The following is an 18,133-nucleotide window of genomic DNA, read 5'->3' on the forward strand; positions in this document are numbered from 1 at the left end:
CATTTTCCAAGAAAAATAATGTGAGAATTTAACCTGATTTTAATTATCTTATGAAAAGAATTCATGTGCTTATGCTGTTTATCGCTTTTATTCTGTTTTGGAATATAGCCTGCTCCCCAGACCAAGAACTTTTTGATTTGGTTCAGGAAGAGAATCAAGAAGAGAACGGTGATGGTCAGAACAATGGGGGTGGAGATGTGGAGAATCCAACGGATGAGGGCAGCCTGCCAGACAATGTTTCCGATACTTCCGAGCTTAAGGCATTTCCGTCCGCTTATGGGGCAGGTGCTTATGCCACAGGGGGAAGAGGAGGAAAGGTGATCAAGGTTACCAACCTTAATGGTAGCGGATCGGGTTCATTTAGAGAGGCTATGTTGGAGTCCGGTGCCAGAACAATCGTATTTGATGTTTCCGGAACAATAGATTTGGGAGGAAACGATATTTATCTGAGTGGTGCTACCAAAGGAAATCTTACCGTTGCAGGACAGACTGCCCCACGGGGAGGAGTAACTTTTACAAATGGCACCATTTATTTTGAAGCGGTCGACAATGTTGTAATAAGATACCTGAGAGGCAGACCTGCCCAAGCTGCTTCTGGAGAAGTCTCGCAAGGGGATGCCTTTATATTTTGGGGATGCAATGATGTAATATTGGATCACGTTTCGGTGTCTTTCGGAGGAGATCAGGCAATTACATTTAATTCGGGCACCAAAACCATGAACCGAATAACAATCCAGAAAAGCTTGATATCCGATTCGTATACCGGTATAATAATGGGGGCGAATAACCCAGATCGTTACCCAGATGTTGATGGTGTTTCTTTTCTGAACAATTTGGTGGTTGATATGCCTCACAGAACGCCCAACTTTAGTGGAGATGGATATTTTGAAAGTGTAAACAATGTTATCTACAATTGGATGAACAGGGCTATCAATGTCAATGGAGGATATGCCAAAGTAAACCATATAAACAATTATTATAAACGGGGTAGAATTACTGAAAGAAACACGATAGAATACAACTCAAACAAGATTCAGATACCAAATTCCAGTACAAACCCCAGTGTTTATACGGCAGGGAATTATTATTATCCTGTATTGGTGGATCCCAATGCGGATAATACAGCCATATGGACTGATTTTAGTAGCTCTGCAAAATTGCCCAATCAATATTTTGTTTCAAACCAATATCCTTTGTTGGGAGCAAAAGTGCAGATACAGGATGCTGTGGACGCCTATGAAAGCACCATGGAAAATGTAGGTGCCAACCGTTTCATCAGTGACAGTTTCGAGCCCCAGTTTTATTTGGACCCCTATGATTCTGGCAAAGTCAATAACGTTCTTAATGATGTTAGTACCACGCCAAAAGATTATTCAAATTGGATTGTGCCCAACATACCTATCAACTATAGGGCGGACAATTTCGATTCAGACGGGGATGGTATGCCAAACCAATGGGAAGTAACAAAGAACCTTGACCCCAACAATCCTGCTGATGGTAATGAAGATTTTAATAATGATGGTTATACCAACTTGGAGGATTATTTGAACTTGGTTGATTTTTGATGGAAAAGAGACTCCATTCCTTAGGAGTTAAAAACATAAATTGGAAGAAGGCATACCTTAAGATTTTGGGTATGCCTTTTTTTTGATTGCGCGTTGCAAGGTTATGATATCTGTTTTGTGTTTTCTGCTTTGAGATATAATCTCGCCTTTCTGAGCCAATAGCTTTTTTCCAGTTTGTTTTTTATGCCAAGGCGCATAGGCTTCTCCAATTTTGAACTTATAATGTAGGAGCAGTATACCATAAGGGTTATTACCAAGGCAAATAAAAGGTATCTGTTCACACTGCCTTTCAGATTGTTGAAAATGATGTAACCAATATTTTGATGAAGTAGATACAGTGGATAGGTCAGCATTCCAACCTTTAAATATATAGGCTTATTGAAAATGCCCAATTTTTTAATGCTTATCAAAAAGAAAAGAATATAGAAGCCTATGATGAGCAGGTATACGACCTCAGGTGAAAAAACATCCCCGAATCTTTCAGTGAGAATTTCCAGTTTAACCGTAGAATATGCCAAGGACAACCCTAAGCAAATACTTAGAGGGAAGATTCGCGTTTTAATATTGCCATCTTTCAGGATCAAGAAAAACAGCATTCCCGCAACAAAATAAGAGCACCATGTGGGGATTAAAAAAAAGTTTATTACGGATAGGACAACATTCCATTGGGTAGTTTGTGAAGCAATCAGAAAATAAATGGAAATCGCCAGCCAAACGTAGATTACCGGCTCCAAATATTTCAGTTTCCGTAACAAAAGAAGGGCTCCTATAAGTATATAAAACTTCAGTTCAACAAGGAGGGACCAATACACTCCATCTACATATTCAATGTTGAAAAAGCCATTCAACATGGTAAGGTTTGAAAGGAAAACGTAAGGGGTGACACTGTATTGGGTCCCGCCCCAAAACAGCATTACCACAGCGGTCAAGACAATGCATATCCAATACGCCGGATAAAGCCTACTTATCCTTGATATGATAAAGGACACAATATTGGAGTTCATGGCGGACATTAAAATCACAAAGCCACTTATGATAAAGAATAAGTCAACCCCAAGGTAACCGTATTTGGAGAAAAACTCAATTTCCCCAAGTTGTAGGTTGGACATGTTATCAGCATTGAACCCTCTGAAGCCATAGTGGTAAAAAACTACATAGAGTGCAGCAACAAATCGTATTAAATCTAAGTGATAAAGTCTTTCTTTTGACCTGCTCATTTGTAGTTTTTCACAAATATCAAAAAGGTTGGGCAAGGCATGGCAAAAAATAGATTAAATGAACAAAAAAACTTTAAAAGGCATAAAGGATTGGCAAAACAATCTTTTAAGTTTGGGGAGCTAATGGGGTTGTTTTTGAATAATCTTTTAGGCATTCCGGTTTACCGTTTTGGCAATCAAATTATGTTTAAACCTATTTTTTGGGGAGGTTATTGATTTGGAAGTAGTTCGTTGAAGGCGTGGTCATATAAAATTTCATGTCCTCCTTCAAACAAGGTTAGTTCTACTGTGCGATACTCCTTATGGAGAAACACTTTTCTGTCTTGAATGGTTTTGAACGGATTTTTATTCGTCCATAGGCCTTCATATAAATACAGTCTTTCATCATTGGTCACAAAAATGGAGTCTTCCACAGCACCTATATGTTCTGAAAGTTTATTGTAGAAATTGATGGAATGGGAAAATGGAACACTCCCTGTAACTCCATCATAAACACCCGCATAAATACTTAATTTAGTGTCTTTTAGGTTGCTGGCACTCATTTCCCAGTATAGCGGAGATCTTTTCTCCAGAAGGATGTTCAGGTTTTGGGAATCTTGGGTGGCCCCGACACAGTTAAGTAGGTCCTCAACGAAATGCGCTTTTCTAATCTTGCTTTCACGATACCAGGCATTTAAATCGGTTATTGAGGCCCAGACCGAAACTTTTTTGATGTTATAAGCGGTTTTCAAATAATAGCATAATGCAGTATACCCTCCACCACTTACGCCCACGAGGTAAATCTCATTCTGGTCCACATTGCCATTGTTCAAGGCAAATTCTATGGCTTCAGTGATATCTTCCATCACTAAATCGGAACAGCAGGCATCCGGATTGTTGTTTTCTCCCCTGGCATTGGGACGCAGGTAATTGATATCGGCCTCAGCAGCAAAATAAGCCATTGAATCAATGGTCTTATAGGTCCCGTTCCAATGGTGAAGGCTAACAAGTAACGGGGTAGGTTTTGTGTTGGTCGACTTTATGAAATAGTTTTTTTGTTCTTTGGAGTCAACTTTGGAAACAGTGGTAAAAACAACTGCTTTGGTGGGCCATTGATTGGTATATAGCTCTTGTGATCTTAATAAAAATGCCCTTGTTGGTTCCCATAGCGATCTAATATGCCTTATGGAAAAACCAGCTAGAAAAACAATCGAGATAAGAACAAGTTTTGATAAGTTTTTTTTCATGGGCCTTGGGCTATAAATGAACAGTCGTTTTTTGGTTGACAAGATAATCCATATTTTAAGTAACCGAAACCGTTCAAGAAGCCTCCAATTATAATTCCATGAACCTCCACTGTGTGGAATATTTAAAAGAAACTTTATCCGTTTACTTTCCTATATTTTTAATTACCTCCGTAAAAAATTATTAAAAATCCATTTTAAAACGTCTTAAAGGCTAAAAAGTAAGGAAGGGGCATGTATTTCATCGAATAATTTGGATATTTCAACAAATAAATATTGACGTATAGTATTTTAGCCATGTCAATTTCATCGCTATGACTATTTTGAAAATCAAGAATTTTGGGTATAAATTATTGGGATTGGCATTTATGATGTCCATTATCATTTCCTGTGGGAAAGATCAAGACATTTTTAATGAGATTTTAAGTGAAAACCCAACTGAGAATGCCGACGGCAATGGTGCCGATACAGGTACTGATCAGGACTCTTCAAATGGAGGAGGGGAAGATCAAAATGATAGCGGTGAAGCCGTTAAGGACAATGTTGTGTCAGATGAATTGAAGGCGTTCCCCACTGCGGAAGGTGCAGGGGCCTATTCCCAAGGCGGTAGAGGGGGGCAGGTTATACATGTGACTACATTGGAGTGGAATGCTCCCGGAGGCCTAAAGGAGGCACTGGAAACAACCACTCCAAGAATAATTGTTTTTGACGTCTCAGGTACCATTAAGGTTCCAGATTCCTTTTATACCGTTAGTGGAAGACAATATAGTGGTCTTACCATTGCAGGGCAAACCGCACCTCCTGGAGGTATAACTATTGAGACTTATGGAAAGTTTGGCATCCTGAACATGGAAGATGTCATTATCAGGTATGTGCGGTTCGTGGACAAATCAAGGTTCAATGCCAATGGAAGTGGAAACTACCAAGCTTTGGATGCCTCGGGAAACACTAGGTTGATCATCGACCACTGTTCCTTCAGATATGCGTGGAATACCGCCAGTATGATCGCCACGGACAATACCAGCATCAGTGGGCAGGATGACTACACCTTGCAGCGGAATATTTTCGGCGAAAGTGCAACGGGTGTTCTTTTGGGATCGTCAGTTCAAAGACCAACCAGGGCCGGGGACAATAGTTTTCACCATAATGCTTTCTATGGCATATCCCATAGATTTCCCAACACAGGTGGAAATGGAAACTTTGAGGTGTTCAACAACGTAATATTCAACTGGGCCAACCGATTATCATCCATTTATAACGATGGTAGGGTAAATCACCAGAACAATTATTTCAAGCCAGGGCCAAGGACAGATAAATTCTTGGGAAATTTTACCGGAGGATATAATCAATTTATGCATCAGATAGGAGGAGGGTATACAGGAATGTTGTATACCAATGGTAATGTTTATGAAGGAAACGACAACCTATCGCAGAATAATCAATCAAGCTGGTTTGAATGGATTGGAATCCAGATTGCGGATGTAAGTAGTTATATGACCAACAGTGCGCCAGGACCCCTTGGAGCTCCCATAAATTTGCAATCTGCGCAAAGCGCTTATTTTGATGTGCTGGAGGATGTGGGGGCAAATGCAACCTTGGATTCCAGAGGAGAAAAAATATGGTTCCTTGATGAAGTGGACGCAACCTATATTTCAGATATTCTGAATGATGATTGTACCTATTGTGATGGACCCAATTTTGAATACAGAAGTTTGGCAAATGAGTCTGGATTAACATATCCGAACATTGAGATGATTAGCAGACCTTCAAATTATGACTCCGATCAAGACGGAATGCCAGACGCATGGGAAACTGCAAATGGATTGAATCCAAATGTTAACGACAGTGCACAAGATGCGGATGGTGATGGCTACACCAATATTGAGGAGTTTTTAAATATGGTTGACATACTTTAATCAGACAATACTTTAATAGCATTAATCCCTGGTCATTGTACCGGGTATTGCTTTTTAACCCAATTTTTTGGAAAATAATCTTATTTTGTTTCTTGAGACTCTTGTAAGAACATATATTTGGGACTCTCTAAAAGGGCCCATTAAATGCTTTTTAATTCACTAGCTTTTCTTATTTTCTTTCCAACAGTCTTTATTCTTTATTGGAGCATTCCCAATAATAAAATAAAGACTCAAAATGTATTGTTGCTGATTGCCAGCTATGTTTTTTATGGTTGGTGGGATTGGCGTTTTCTTTCTTTGATCGCTTTTTCTACAGTGGTCGATTATTTCGTGGGCCTTCAGATTGCCAATGCTAAAAATAACAGAAAGCGATGGCTGTTGGTCAGTGTTTTTGTGAACTTGGGTTTACTTGCGACGTTTAAATATTTTAATTTTTTTATTGAAAGCTGGATTGAACTTTGGAGTTTGATCGGTTTGGAAACCCATGTGGGTACTTTGAACATAGTGCTCCCTGTGGGTATTTCCTTTTACACTTTCCAGACCATGTCTTATTCCATAGACATATACAGAAAAGAGCTCCAACCAACCAAGGATTTTATAGCGTTTTCAACATTTGTGAGCTTCTTTCCACAGTTGGTGGCCGGACCAATCGAAAGGGCATCCAACCTTATACCGCAATTGTTGACCAAGAGAGAATGGAAGCATGAAAATTTTAAGAACGGTTTTTTTCAAATTTGTATTGGCTTTTTCAGAAAGGTCGTGGTTGCAGATTCAATTGGCGCCTTGATTGATGGTGTGTACAATGAACCTGGTATACATAATTCCACAACAATTGGCCTAGCTGTTTTTCTCTATTCTTTCCAAATATATTTTGATTTTAGCGGATATTCTGATATCGCGATCGGGACTGCCAAATTGTTGGGATTTCAGTTTAAACGCAATTTTAATCTGCCCTATTTTTCAACTTCTATAACGGAGTTTTGGAGACGTTGGCATATTTCATTGTCCTCTTGGCTTAGGGATTATCTATACATACCACTTGGGGGCAACAGGAATGGTACCGTAATGCTCTACAGAAATTTGTTCTTAACCATGTTGTTGGGAGGTTTATGGCATGGAAGTTCATGGAATTTTGTGATTTGGGGAATGTTCCATGGAATACTACTGGCAATTGAAAGGGGCTTTGGCCTGATACCCAAAAAATATAATCTGTTCAACAATCTTCTGACCTTTTTCTTGGTAACACTAATTTGGGTTTTCTTCAGGGCGTTGGATTTTGGGGATACCAAAATCATATTTCAGAAATTGTTTACAGGGCCGTACAGGGAATTGTATATTGGTGATATAGGCTTGTTGGTATCCACTTTTTATGGATTGACCCTGGCGCTTCTTTTTGACCTTTATCTTTTTAGAAAAGGTTTGTTCCTTGAGGATTTGGGAAATCGAATTAAAAATGTTGCTTTTGTATTTGCCATTTCTTTTATCGTACTCAACATTATTTTGTTCTACTCCAGTGCAAGTAATTTTATTTACTTTCAATTTTAGTGATGAAAAAATCAATTCTATTATTTTTTGGAACCCTTCTGACATTTTTGATTTTTGATCGAATAGTTACCATGGTCATCTCCAATGCGGAAAAGAAGATTTACATTGAAAGCAGCATCGGAAAGGTCAACCAATTTATTAAAGTAAAGGATAGTGTTGATGTTTTGGTGTTGGGAAGTTCTAGGGCACTACACCATGTAGATACCCGAAATTTTGGAAAAGCGGCTTTCAATATTGGTGCTGATGGCAAAAAAGTTGCCTATTGTGCAGCCTTGTCCAGTATGTTGCAAAAAGAAGGACAGATAGTATTGGTGCATGTTGATCATAATCGTGTTTTTGACAAGGATTATGACGGCAGGGACGGCAGGGGGCTCTTGTATAAGGCTGAAAGTAACGAAAATCTATCGGAATTTTATAAAGCTAAGTTCCCAACAGAATATTTTATTTCAAAGGGAGTGCATTCTTACCCATATAATGGCAAGGCTTTGATTATTTTAAAGAACTTTATGGTAAAAGACTCAGTGAATCAGAGTGGCTACGAACCCATTTTTCCAACAGAGGTACAAAAGGCAGTATTTGCAAACATGTTCAAAGAGGAAAAATCACAAATGAATATTGGCATAACAAAACCATTGTCTATAAGTAACGAATTTGAAAAATACGTAGACTACATCCAAGAAACCGCTGTGGCCAATGGGTCTAAGTTGGTTTTCTTTACTTCCCCTTCACTGAGCAAAGTGGATGGTGAAGTACACGATAAAGTTGGGAAGTTTTTTGAAAACAGAGGTATTCTGTATTTAGATCATTTGGATTACTTTGAGAACCAAGATCTTACCTTATGGAAAGACTATACGCACCTTTCTGCAAAAGGAGCAAATCTCTACACCGGATTTTTATTGGCCCAATTGGCTGAACATGGCGTTTTATCGTATCCAGCCCATTAACTACATCTTTTAAGTCAGTATAATTTTCAGTACGGATTTGTTGTTAGGTTGATTAGCTCTGTTGTGCTTGCTGTAATTTCTTGTAGTTCTGGGGGTACAGGTAGCGGATGTCCTTATGGTTGATGGACATTATGTTCTCCAGGGTGTACTTGAGCCATTCATATGGGTTTACCACGTGCTTTTTACAGATGGCAAAGAAGGAATACATGATCGCACCGCGTTGAGCTGCATCGTGGGAGCCTGCGAACAGGTAATTTTTACGCCCCAGTGCCAATTTTCTGATGGCATTTTCTATTAGGTTATTATCTATTTCCAGAACCCCGTCATAGAGATAAGCGCTGAGCCGGTCCCATCGGTCCATGGAATACCGGAAGGCCTTCCCGGTAGGGCCTTGGGAAGGATCGATCCTTGCTTCATCTGCTGGAACATCCTTTTTCCAAATTCATTGATCACGGGCAGCGCTTTTTCCAATCGCAGGGTTTGACGCTGCTCCGGGGTCAACTTCTGTTCTCTTGCACGGGCTTCCACGGCATAGAGTTTTTGGATAAAGGTCAAAGCTTGTTCGGCACGCTCTTTATCATTGTCCAGAGCCTTATCAAATTCCCCTCGGGCATGTGCCCAGCAGTTCAGGTGGGTAATCCCCTCACGTTTGCCTATTGTGTCATATGCTGCTTACCCGTCATTTTGGAGGTAGCCCTTAAAATCGGCCAGCACATGATCGGCGGCCCCGCGGCTGCGTCCTCGCTGGTAATCGAAGAGTACGGTCCCGTCCATAGGGCCATGGTACACCCAGTAGTACCCCTGATGGGTGGTGGCTTTTTTATTCCTGTCCATTACTTTATCGGGGACTCATCCGCCTGGAGATACCCCTTTGACCTGGTGTCCTCCAAAAGGTGTTGGTGCAGGATATCCAGTATTTTAAGGCTCTGTCTGATTCAGCCTTCCAGAGTGGAGGATGCAATGGGGATATCCGCTCTTTTAAAGCGTTGCGGTTGCCAGTAGAGCAGAAGGTGGTCCTCATACTTATCGACCAGAATGGAGGCCAGGAGTCCGGCCCCGGGAATGCCCTTTTCGATTACTCGCCCGGGCAGTTCCCCGATCACGACTCCTTCTTTACTTTTAGGGGCGTACTTATAGCGGATGTAGCGCTTGATGTAGTATTTGGCCGGCTCGTATTCCAGCTCATCAGTGACTTCTTTGCCGATACAGACCATATCGGTAATGTCTTGGCTCGGATAGATCTCGATTTCTTCTACGGGAAGATGTGCGGGAAGGGCCACCCATCCTTTATGAGTGGAAGTTCTTTTGCGGCGCTCGTAGGTAAGTTTTTCTTTTAATTCCTCTTCTTGTTCTGCCGCCTTTTGCGGCTCCATCTCAAAGGGAAGGCCCAACTGGTTCTTGTCCCCTTCGAAGCGTTCTCTTTTTTGGCCAAAGGCCAGGCGTTTGTAATAAGCGAGCTGGAACTTAAGATCGGTATTTTCCTTTTCTGCTTTCGCCCTTCTTTCAGTCTCCTTATAAAGGAGTGCCAAAATCTCTTCTTTAGTAAGATTTTCCAAGGGTTCTTGGATAGTTTAAAGATACTGAAAACGCTCTTTAAACCTACTGTAAACCCTTGTTTTTACTAAGCTTTTGCTTCTTTTTTCACCGTGGGCACCTCAGTTTTTGATGGGTCTTTTTTACCTGCAGGCCTTCCACCATGAGCACCAGTTCCGACCTAATCATACTGGGATTGTCCCCTTTAAGAACGGGGGGTGTAAAACTGCCCTGTTCCAGGCGTTTATAGTGGAATACGAAGCCACCGGCCTCCCAGTGCAGGAGTTTAAGGTGGGTACGGTTACGGTTCAAGAAGATGAACACGTCCCCACTGGTAGGTTCCCTGTCTAGTTCATTTCTGACCAGACCGCTCAGCCCATTGAAGGATTTGTGCATATCACAGGGTTTGGGATAAAAGTGGTAGGTATGGAACGAACTTAAGGCAAACATTAATAAAGCCTGAGAAGTTTGCCTACCAGTGCAAACTGTGAGGTCTCTAGGCGTAGCCGAATCCCATTTGGATATATAGTTCCAGATTTCCATCCATCACAGGGTTTGGGCTTATAGTTACAAACCCTGTGCTAATGCCTGTATCTATCCGGGCTTTCTTTTTCTTCCAGTAATAAAAGATGGAGGGTACTATGTCCTTGGATCTAAAAAAATTCTATACCTTTCAAAGGGCTGATTTCAAATTCCTCTATCAATGCAAACATTTCCTGTTCTTTACTCATCTTATTTATTTTTGAGCAAAGCAATAGGCGGGTAATCAACTTAGCAATATGTACTTCGTGGGGTGGATACGTTTTATCAGCTCAATAAGACTCTCCATTTTAATCAGTTGAACGAGTATTTATAACATATAACGATTTGTTAATTCAATTGTCCGGCTGAGTATAAGTTTCGTAGTATTTTAGATGAAATGATTTTCCCTAAATAATGCAAACTATTGTGCTTAAAAAAATTTGGTTGTCATCACCCCATATGGGACACAATGAGGAAAACTATATAAAGGAAGCTTTCGAAACCAACTGGATTGCTCCTTTAGGCCCCAATGTTCAACTTTTTGAAAAATCAATATCCGAATACATTGGTAACGATGTAAACACAGCCTGCTTAAGTTCTGGTACCGCGGCAATACATCTTGCCCTTGAACTTTTGGGGATTGGCTATGGCGACGAGGTTTTGTGCCAAAGTTTTACCTTTTCGGCCTCTGCAAATCCTATTACATACTTGGGGGCGACCCCAATCTTTGTTGATAGCGAAGAAGATACTTGGAACATTAGCCCTGAACTTTTGGAAGTTGCCATATTGGACAGAATAAAATTGGGAAAAACACCCAAAGCCATTGTTGCTGTGCACTTATACGGTATGCCTTACAAGGTCCAAGAGATTCAAGATATTTCCAAAAAATACAATATCCCTGTAGTGGAAGATAGTGCGGAAGCCCTTGGAAGTATCTACAAAGGAATTAAATGCGGTAGTTTTGGGGATTTTGGAATCTTGTCATTCAATGGCAATAAGATAATTACTACATCAGGTGGAGGTGCTTTGCTAAGTAAAGATAAAGAGGCCAAGGAAAAGGCCATTTTTTTGGCTACACAGGCCAGGGACAACGCACCGCATTATCAGCATTCAACCGTAGGTTACAACTATAGGATGAGTAATGTATTGGCTGGCATTGGGCGGGGTCAAATGGAAGTTTTGGAAGCTAGGGTGCTTGCCAGGAGAAAGAATTTCGAGTATTACAAAAATCATTTATCGGATGTTTCAGGCATTCAGTTTTTGGACGAGCCAAAAGGATGCCTATCCAATAGATGGCTTACCTGTATCCTTACCCAGTCCTTTGAAGACCGGGAAAGAATTAGACTGGCCCTTTTGGAGGAGAACATTGAATCCAGACCGTTATGGAAACCGATGCATTTGCAGCCCGTTTTTCAGGAGAATCCAAGTTATGTGAATGGTGTCAGTGAGCATCTTTTTGACAAGGGGTTATGTTTGCCCAGTGGTTCAAACTTGGATGTGGATGATTTGGAAAGAATTTGTGAAATCATTAAAGGGTTACTGCAATGATCAAAGAATTCTTTTTTAGGACAGGAAAGCATTATGCTTCAAAATGGACGGTTCTCCTTATAGACCTATGTATTGTTTCATTTTCGTTCATCTTGGCTTACTTTATTAGATTCAACCTTAGTTTTGATTTCGATGTACAACGTTTATGGGCCCAACTTCCAGTTATTGTTGTATTGTTCTTGGGTGCTTTTTTGATTTCAGGGAGTTATAAAGGTGTTGTAAGGCATACTGGGATTAAAGATGTTTATGCAATTTTTAATGCGGTATGTTTGGCCAGTATAGGGGCCATAGCTGTTGTTTTAATTAACAGATATTTGGATTTGGTTAATGGTTTTACAATTCCGTTGTCCATTATCATCATTAACAGCTTATTGACCTTTATTGTGCTTGCTGCTTCAAGGTATGTGTTTAAAATTGTTTATGAGAGCTTGATGAAAAGTGGCCAGTTACCATCAAAGAATTTGATTATATATGGAGCAGGGGAATCTGGAATTATTACATACAATACCTTGACCAATCATTCCAAAATGGGGGCTAAGGTAATTGGTTTCGTGGACAATAATCTGCAGAAAGTCGGTAAACAAATAAACGGGGTCAAGGTTTACGATAAATCTATACTAACAGAAGAATTTGTTAAATTCCATAACATATCTGAAGTTATCTTTTCGATTCAGACCATTAGTCCAAAACAATTGAGAACTTTGGTCAACGAAATTGTCGACCTTCCTGTAAAAGTTAAAATTGTTCCTCCCGTAGAAGATTGGATCAATGGGGAACTTAAGGTTTCTCAGATCAAGAGGGTTCAGATCGAAGATTTATTGGATAGACCGCCAATTGAGATAAGGAACAGCAAGGTTATGAAAGACTTTGATGATAAGGTGATTATGGTTACTGGTGGGGCCGGGTCCATAGGCAGTGAATTGGTAAGGCAGATTTGCAAATACAATTACCGTTCCTTGATTGTAATTGACCAGGCCGAGTCCGCGCTATACGATCTTCAACAGGAATTGAAACAAGCTGGTTTTTTTAACTTTGTGCCTATTGTAAGCGATATCAGGGATAAGAACAAAATGCGTGTCTTGTTCGAGCAATATCGCCCCGATAGAATATTCCATGCGGCGGCCTACAAACATGTCCCGCTCATGGAACAGAATCCATATGAGGCTGTAAAGATAAATGTTGCCGGGACCAAGACCATTGTGGATCTGTCCATGGAATACAATGTTGAGAAATTTGTATTTGTATCAACGGATAAAGCTGTTAACCCAACAAATATCATGGGGGCTACCAAGCGTATTGCAGAAATGTATATTAGCAGCAGACAGCAGGAAGGAAAAACCAAGTTTATCACTACCCGATTTGGGAACGTTCTAGGATCCAATGGGTCGGTCATTCCACTTTTCAGAAAACAGATTGAAAAAGGAGGCCCCCTTACAGTTACCCACAAGGATATCACTCGCTATTTCATGACCATACCGGAAGCATCCCAGTTGGTACTTGAAGCCGGTGCCATGGGTAAAGGTGGCGAAATTTTTATCTTTGACATGGGTGAGTCCGTTAAGATTATGGATTTGGCAAAGAATATGATCAGGCTTTCCGGGCTTCACTACCCAGATGACATTGACATAAAGATAACCGGACTGCGCCCAGGCGAAAAACTGTATGAAGAACTTTTGGCCAATGGAGAAAATACGTTGCCTACCTATCATGATAAGATAATGATCAGTAAGGTCAGGGAGATTGATTATATACAAACTAGGACAATGATCGATGAACTTTGTATATCCAACCTGTTCTTTAAGCATAATGTCGTACAACTTATGAAAAGAATTGTGCCGGAATATATTTCCAACAATTCCGATTTTTGTAAATTGGACAAAAAGAAAAATCCAAAGGAAGAAGCTTTACATCAGCTTAACGACTAAACTAAAAGTATATCTCCATGTTTAAAAAATCAAATATTGCATACATGCTTGTCATAGTATGTCTTGTCTTTTCATGTTCACCTTCTAAAGATGTGGTTTATTTTCAAGATGCAAACCAATTTGAAACTTTGGTAGAGGATAATTCCTTTACAAGTAAATTTAAAGTAGATGACTTGGTGAGTATACACATATCAACTTTGGATGCTGAGGCCAGTGCCCCTTTTAATCTATTTAGAGGAGCGCAAGAGGGAGGTATCAGTGCAGAACAGGTCAACTATTTGGTAGATAAAAATGGTGAGATAGATTTCCCGGTAATAGGTAAGGTCAAAATCGAAGGCCTTTCACCGAGCGAAACAAAGGAACTTCTCAGGGAAAAACTTTCAGATTATCTTAAGGACCCTATCATCAATATAAGGATCAGAAATTTTACTGTCACAGTGATGGGGGCGGTAAATAGACCAGGCACATACCCTGTAAATGGAGAGAAAATAAGCATCATGGAGGCCTTGGGATTGGCCGGTGATATCACGATAAAAGGTAGACGGGACAATGTAATGGTGCTGAGGGATTTTGATGGTGCCAAGGTATATAATAGGATTAACCTCAATAGTAAGGAAGCGCTAAAATCTCCCGTGTATTACCTTACCCAAAACGATGTGGTGTACGTGGAGCCCAACAAATCAGGAAAAACACAATCCAACCTAGACCAAAGAGCGTCAATTGCCGTATCAATACTTTCCGTACTCATAACGTCAACCGTTGTTTTGTTGACAAGAAATTGATAACAATATTTGATTTTTCTGATAGTTATATACGCTAGAAATAAATGAATAAAATGGAATTGGATTTAAAAGGCCTTCTTCACTCTTATTTAAAACATTGGAAATGGTTTTTGCTAAGTATTGTGGTCATGGGGCTATTGGCATTTGTCTATTTGAGATATACTACACCACAATACAGCGCCATAGCTAAGATTCAAATTATTGAAGACAAGGGAGCTTCTTCAGAGTTGAGTGTTTTGCAGGATCTTGATGTTTTTTCCGGAAATAAGACAAAAATTGAAGACGAGATAGAGCTCTTAAAAGCGCGAAGCAATTTTATACAAGTGGTAAAGAAGCTTCGATTGAATGTTAGGTATTTTGTGTTGGGGAATATTAGGGACAGTGAGATTTACGGGGGACATTACCCCTTCAATATTAATTTTATCTCCGCAGATTCCATCGTTAATAAAGCCCAACATTTCTTTTATGTAGAATTAAATTCGGATACCTCGTTCCAATATGGAGAAAAGGAGGATGCTCCGATGAAGACCTATGATTTTGGCTCAAAAATCCAAACTAAGGTCGGAGATGTTATTTTAGTCCCCAATGCCGAGTATTTGGACGATTTCAGTAATAAACGCTTAAGAGTGGTTATAAGTCCAATTCCCAAAGTGGCGGTAGGTTACAGGGAACGTATTATGGTAAGCCCTGCCGATAAGCTTTCAAATATCATAAACATTTCCCTTACAGATCCCATTCAAAAACGGGCCATTGATGTAATTGATGAGCTGATTTTAACTAATAACGCAAATGCGGTAGCGGATAAAAAAGCCATAGCTGACCGTACAACTAAATTTATTAACGATAGAATTACTGAAATATATAGTAGTCTTTCTTCTGTGGATGAATCAGAGGAAACATATAAGGAAAAAAGAGGGATTGCGAACTTAGAATCACAATCAAATGTTAATTTCAGTCAAAGTGCAGCAAGTGAAAATCAATTGCAAGAGGCTAAAATTCAATTGAATATTGCGGGCTCGATGAAAGATTTGATAAGCAATCAAGATAATTATGAAATCATCCCAACAAATGTGGGATTAAATGACCTCGGAATATCAAATGCTGCTCAAAGATATAATGAGTTAGTCGCACAACGAAATCGTCTTTTAGAAAGTTCCAATGAAAAAAATCCGGTTATTGTAAAATTAGATCAGCAATTGGAGTCTTTAAAAAAAGGGATGCAGTCAAGCTTAAATAATGTCACCAATAATTTGGATTTGCAGGTAAACAGTTTAAGTAGACAATTGTCTCAGATCAACTCTAAGATCTATGCTGCCCCTAGTAACGAAAGAGCTTTACGGGACATTTCAAGAAAACAGCAAACTACAGAGTCGTTATATCTCTATCTACTTCAGAAAAGAGAAGAGTCCCAAATAACATATGCCTCTGCTAGTCCTAAAGCTAAAATAGTAGATAGCGCATATGGTTCAAACCGGCCAATTTCCCCTAAACCCCAAATGGTATATTTAGCCTCAATAATTATAGGCTTATTATTACCTTTCTCCATAATATATGTTAAGGATCTGTTAGATGATAAAGTGCACAACAAATTGGATTTGGAAAAGATTACTGGCGATATTCCTGTTATTGTAGAAGTGCCAAAACTGGGCAAAAAGGATAATAGATTGGTCAAAAAAGAGGACAGGTCGGTATTGGCAGAGTCCTTAAGAATATTGAGAACCAACCTAAACTACATTCAAAGATCCCATAAATCTACTCCTAATAATATAATCTTCGTTACCTCCAGTGTGCCAGGAGAAGGAAAAACATTTATTTCTTCGAACTTGGCAGCCATTTATGCGAACACGGGTAAAAAGGTTTTACTTATTGGAGCTGACATAAGAAACCCCAAGTTGTATGATTTTTTTACAACAGACGATATGATTCAGACCGATAAGATGAAGCCAAGAAGGAGTACCAAGGATGGTTTAACGGAATATCTTGTTGACCCCAATATAAAGGTTGAGGATATCACGATACCAGCACAAGTAAATGAAAATTCAATAGATATTATTTTTTCAGGGAAAATACCACCGAATCCGACTGAATTGTTAATGAAGGACAGGATGGGGGAGCTCTTTGAAAAAGCCTCCAAGATGTATGATTACGTTATAGTGGACACAGCGCCATTAATGGTCGTTACCGATACTGTGCTCATAAGTGAATATGCAAGTCAAATCCTGTATGTGGTCAAAGCTGGTGCTACAGAAATGAAGGTACTGGACTTTCCCCTTAAACTAAAGGAAGAAGGAAAACTCAAAGGACTGTCCTTTGTTGTGAACAATGTAAAACAAGCGAACTTGGGTTACGGTGGAAAATATGGTTATGGCTACGGGAAATCTGTTAAAAAATGGTGGAACTTTGTTTGATCAATAAAAGGATTGGATTGTGTTTTCCATAACAGGAAGTAATTGGTTCAGCACTTTTTTGGAAAGTTTGATTTCTTTCAACAGTGAAAGCTGTCTACTGTTGTGTATATCCGTTCCAACAAAATCAATAAGCTTGTCGCTAAGGAGTTTTTCGGCCATTTTTTGAACCCCTATACCATAAGCCTCTTGGCCAAGGGAAAGCAGGTTGAGCTGGAATAATATCCCATTGGATTTCATGGATGGATATTTCCCATACTTCTGGTGGAAATACATATATCGCTCCGGGTGGGCCAAAATTGGAAAATATTGGCGCTTTGCAATTTTTTCGACGGCAATATCAAAGTTAAAGGAAGGTTGCAGGTAGGACATTTCGATCAGCAAATACTGTTTGCTCAAGGGCATCACCTCTTCTTTTTCCAAAATGCTCTCAAAATTATCGTCGATCATGTGTTCTGCAGCACAATCGATATTGTGGCTTGACAACCCCTTGTTGGCCAATTCCCTCGAAAGCTGGCCGTAAGCCTTTTTAATGGTTTCAGGGCTGTTGTCGTAAAAATTGTGCATGATGTGGGGGGTGCAAATAAAATGGGTCATACCAAATTCGGATAGGCCATTGATCAAATCCATGGAATCATCCACCGTCTTTGCCCCATCGTCAATACCTGGAAGTATGTGATTGTGAATATCCACCAACCCGTGCAAATGGTCTGCCAAAAATTCTTTCTTCTGAAAAAAACTGAACATGATAAAAATTTGGACTGCTAAGATAATGGATATGTAGACTTAATGTCAAAATAGGGGAGAGCGACTGCCATAAAAACAAAAACCGACCTTTTTAAAGGTCGGCCTGATAGATTCGCTACTATTTTTATCTAACTAAACTCAAGTACTAAGATAGGCCTTGTTCCGATGCCCAGGGGTTAACAAAAGATCAAAAAGGTTAATGAAAGATTAATAGGGTTAACCATTGGGTAATTAGCTGGTTATTTTTTGTTTATTTAGCAA

The 18,133-nt window shown here is 39.7% G+C and carries 13 protein-coding genes and 1 pseudogene; 9 read left to right on the top strand and 5 right to left on the bottom strand.

Annotated elements, in window-relative coordinates:
- Positions 1-50: 50 nt before the first annotated feature.
- On the top strand, positions 51-1,565 hold the full coding sequence (locus VM932_RS11800; RefSeq protein ID WP_326278989.1) for a hypothetical protein: 1,515 nt from the start codon (positions 51-53) through the stop codon (positions 1,563-1,565).
- A 101-nt stretch (positions 1,566-1,666) separates the two neighbouring features.
- On the opposite strand, the gene VM932_RS11805 is transcribed toward VM932_RS11800, so the two are convergent.
- Complete coding sequence (locus tag VM932_RS11805; RefSeq protein WP_326278990.1) at positions 1,667-2,782, bottom strand: acyltransferase family protein; 1,116 nt, start codon at positions 2,780-2,782, stop codon at positions 1,667-1,669.
- Positions 2,783-2,821: 39 nt separating this feature from the next.
- Between VM932_RS11805 and VM932_RS11810 the strand changes: the two genes are divergently transcribed.
- Positions 2,822-2,998 (top strand): hypothetical protein, encoded by a 177-nt coding sequence (locus VM932_RS11810; protein WP_326278991.1) that lies wholly within the window; start codon positions 2,822-2,824, stop codon positions 2,996-2,998.
- Here the strand turns inward: VM932_RS11810 and VM932_RS11815 are convergent.
- Complete coding sequence (locus tag VM932_RS11815; protein ID WP_326278992.1) at positions 2,992-4,008, bottom strand: alpha/beta hydrolase family protein; 1,017 nt, start codon at positions 4,006-4,008, stop codon at positions 2,992-2,994. The two genes, VM932_RS11810 and VM932_RS11815, sit on opposite strands and share 7 nt — an antisense overlap.
- A gap of 311 nt (positions 4,009-4,319) precedes the next feature.
- On the opposite strand from VM932_RS11815, the gene VM932_RS11820 reads away from it, so the two are divergent.
- From VM932_RS11820 to VM932_RS11830, 3 genes are all read left to right on the top strand, one after another.
- A complete protein-coding gene (locus VM932_RS11820; RefSeq protein ID WP_326278993.1) occupies positions 4,320-5,921 on the top strand; it encodes a hypothetical protein in 1,602 nt (533 codons plus the stop codon).
- Positions 5,922-6,065: 144 nt separating this feature from the next.
- Complete coding sequence (locus VM932_RS11825) at positions 6,066-7,466, top strand: MBOAT family O-acyltransferase (protein WP_326278994.1); 1,401 nt, start codon at positions 6,066-6,068, stop codon at positions 7,464-7,466.
- 2 nt (positions 7,467-7,468) lie between these two features.
- Entirely contained in the window at positions 7,469-8,410 is a 942-nt protein-coding gene (locus VM932_RS11830; RefSeq protein ID WP_326278995.1) for a hypothetical protein, read from the top strand.
- A gap of 52 nt (positions 8,411-8,462) precedes the next feature.
- Here the strand turns inward: VM932_RS11830 and tnpC are convergent.
- Positions 8,463-9,978 (bottom strand): annotated as a pseudogene (gene tnpC, locus VM932_RS11835) (IS66 family transposase).
- A gap of 73 nt (positions 9,979-10,051) precedes the next feature.
- A complete protein-coding gene (gene tnpB / locus VM932_RS11840) occupies positions 10,052-10,486 on the bottom strand; it encodes an IS66 family insertion sequence element accessory protein TnpB (protein WP_326278996.1) in 435 nt (144 codons plus the stop codon).
- A 393-nt stretch (positions 10,487-10,879) separates the two neighbouring features.
- Between tnpB and VM932_RS11845 the strand changes: the two genes are divergently transcribed.
- The 4 genes from VM932_RS11845 to VM932_RS11860 are packed head-to-tail and all read left to right on the top strand — an operon-like array spanning position 10,880 to position 17,128.
- Positions 10,880-12,013, top strand: coding sequence for a DegT/DnrJ/EryC1/StrS family aminotransferase (locus tag VM932_RS11845; RefSeq protein WP_326278997.1), 1,134 nt, complete (start codon positions 10,880-10,882; stop codon positions 12,011-12,013).
- On the top strand, positions 12,010-13,938 hold the full coding sequence (locus VM932_RS11850) for a polysaccharide biosynthesis protein (RefSeq protein WP_326278998.1): 1,929 nt from the start codon (positions 12,010-12,012) through the stop codon (positions 13,936-13,938). The genes VM932_RS11845 and VM932_RS11850 overlap by 4 nt, the downstream gene beginning before the upstream one ends.
- A gap of 44 nt (positions 13,939-13,982) precedes the next feature.
- Positions 13,983-14,720: a polysaccharide biosynthesis/export family protein gene (locus VM932_RS11855; protein WP_326278999.1), complete on the top strand. Its 738-nt coding sequence runs from the start codon at positions 13,983-13,985 to the stop codon at positions 14,718-14,720.
- Positions 14,721-14,773: 53 nt separating this feature from the next.
- Positions 14,774-17,128 carry a GumC family protein gene (locus tag VM932_RS11860; protein ID WP_326279000.1) on the top strand — a complete coding sequence of 785 codons (2,355 nt, stop codon included), beginning with the start codon at positions 14,774-14,776 and terminating at the stop codon, positions 17,126-17,128.
- Here the strand turns inward: VM932_RS11860 and VM932_RS11865 are convergent, their stop codons facing one another.
- Entirely contained in the window at positions 17,129-17,872 is a 744-nt protein-coding gene (locus tag VM932_RS11865; protein WP_326279001.1) for a tyrosine-protein phosphatase, read from the bottom strand.
- Positions 17,873-18,133: the final 261 nt, after the last annotated feature.

Source organism: Flagellimonas halotolerans (assembly GCF_035818535.1).
GTDB lineage: Bacteria > Bacteroidota > Bacteroidia > Flavobacteriales > Flavobacteriaceae > Flagellimonas > Flagellimonas halotolerans.

What these genes read in the sequence shown, in the direction of transcription:
- tnpB (WP_326278996.1), bottom strand. Translation starts at nt 10,486, where the DNA reads ATGGAAATCTGGAACTATATATCCAAATGGGATTCGGCTACGCCTAGA.
- VM932_RS11815 (WP_326278992.1), bottom strand. Translation starts at nt 4,008, where the DNA reads ATGAAAAAAAACTTATCAAAACTTGTTCTTATCTCGATTGTTTTTCTA.
- VM932_RS11860 (WP_326279000.1), top strand. Translation starts at nt 14,774, where the DNA reads ATGGAATTGGATTTAAAAGGCCTTCTTCACTCTTATTTAAAACATTGG.
- VM932_RS11845 (WP_326278997.1), top strand. Translation starts at nt 10,880, where the DNA reads ATGCAAACTATTGTGCTTAAAAAAATTTGGTTGTCATCACCCCATATG.
- VM932_RS11850 (WP_326278998.1), top strand. Translation starts at nt 12,010, where the DNA reads ATGATCAAAGAATTCTTTTTTAGGACAGGAAAGCATTATGCTTCAAAA.
- VM932_RS11800 (WP_326278989.1), top strand. Translation starts at nt 51, where the DNA reads ATGAAAAGAATTCATGTGCTTATGCTGTTTATCGCTTTTATTCTGTTT.
- VM932_RS11810 (WP_326278991.1), top strand. Translation starts at nt 2,822, where the DNA reads ATGGCAAAAAATAGATTAAATGAACAAAAAAACTTTAAAAGGCATAAA.
- VM932_RS11805 (WP_326278990.1), bottom strand. Translation starts at nt 2,782, where the DNA reads ATGAGCAGGTCAAAAGAAAGACTTTATCACTTAGATTTAATACGATTT.
- VM932_RS11820 (WP_326278993.1), top strand. Translation starts at nt 4,320, where the DNA reads ATGACTATTTTGAAAATCAAGAATTTTGGGTATAAATTATTGGGATTG.
- VM932_RS11865 (WP_326279001.1), bottom strand. Translation starts at nt 17,872, where the DNA reads ATGTTCAGTTTTTTTCAGAAGAAAGAATTTTTGGCAGACCATTTGCAC.
- VM932_RS11830 (WP_326278995.1), top strand. Translation starts at nt 7,469, where the DNA reads ATGAAAAAATCAATTCTATTATTTTTTGGAACCCTTCTGACATTTTTG.
- VM932_RS11825 (WP_326278994.1), top strand. Translation starts at nt 6,066, where the DNA reads ATGCTTTTTAATTCACTAGCTTTTCTTATTTTCTTTCCAACAGTCTTT.
- VM932_RS11855 (WP_326278999.1), top strand. Translation starts at nt 13,983, where the DNA reads ATGCTTGTCATAGTATGTCTTGTCTTTTCATGTTCACCTTCTAAAGAT.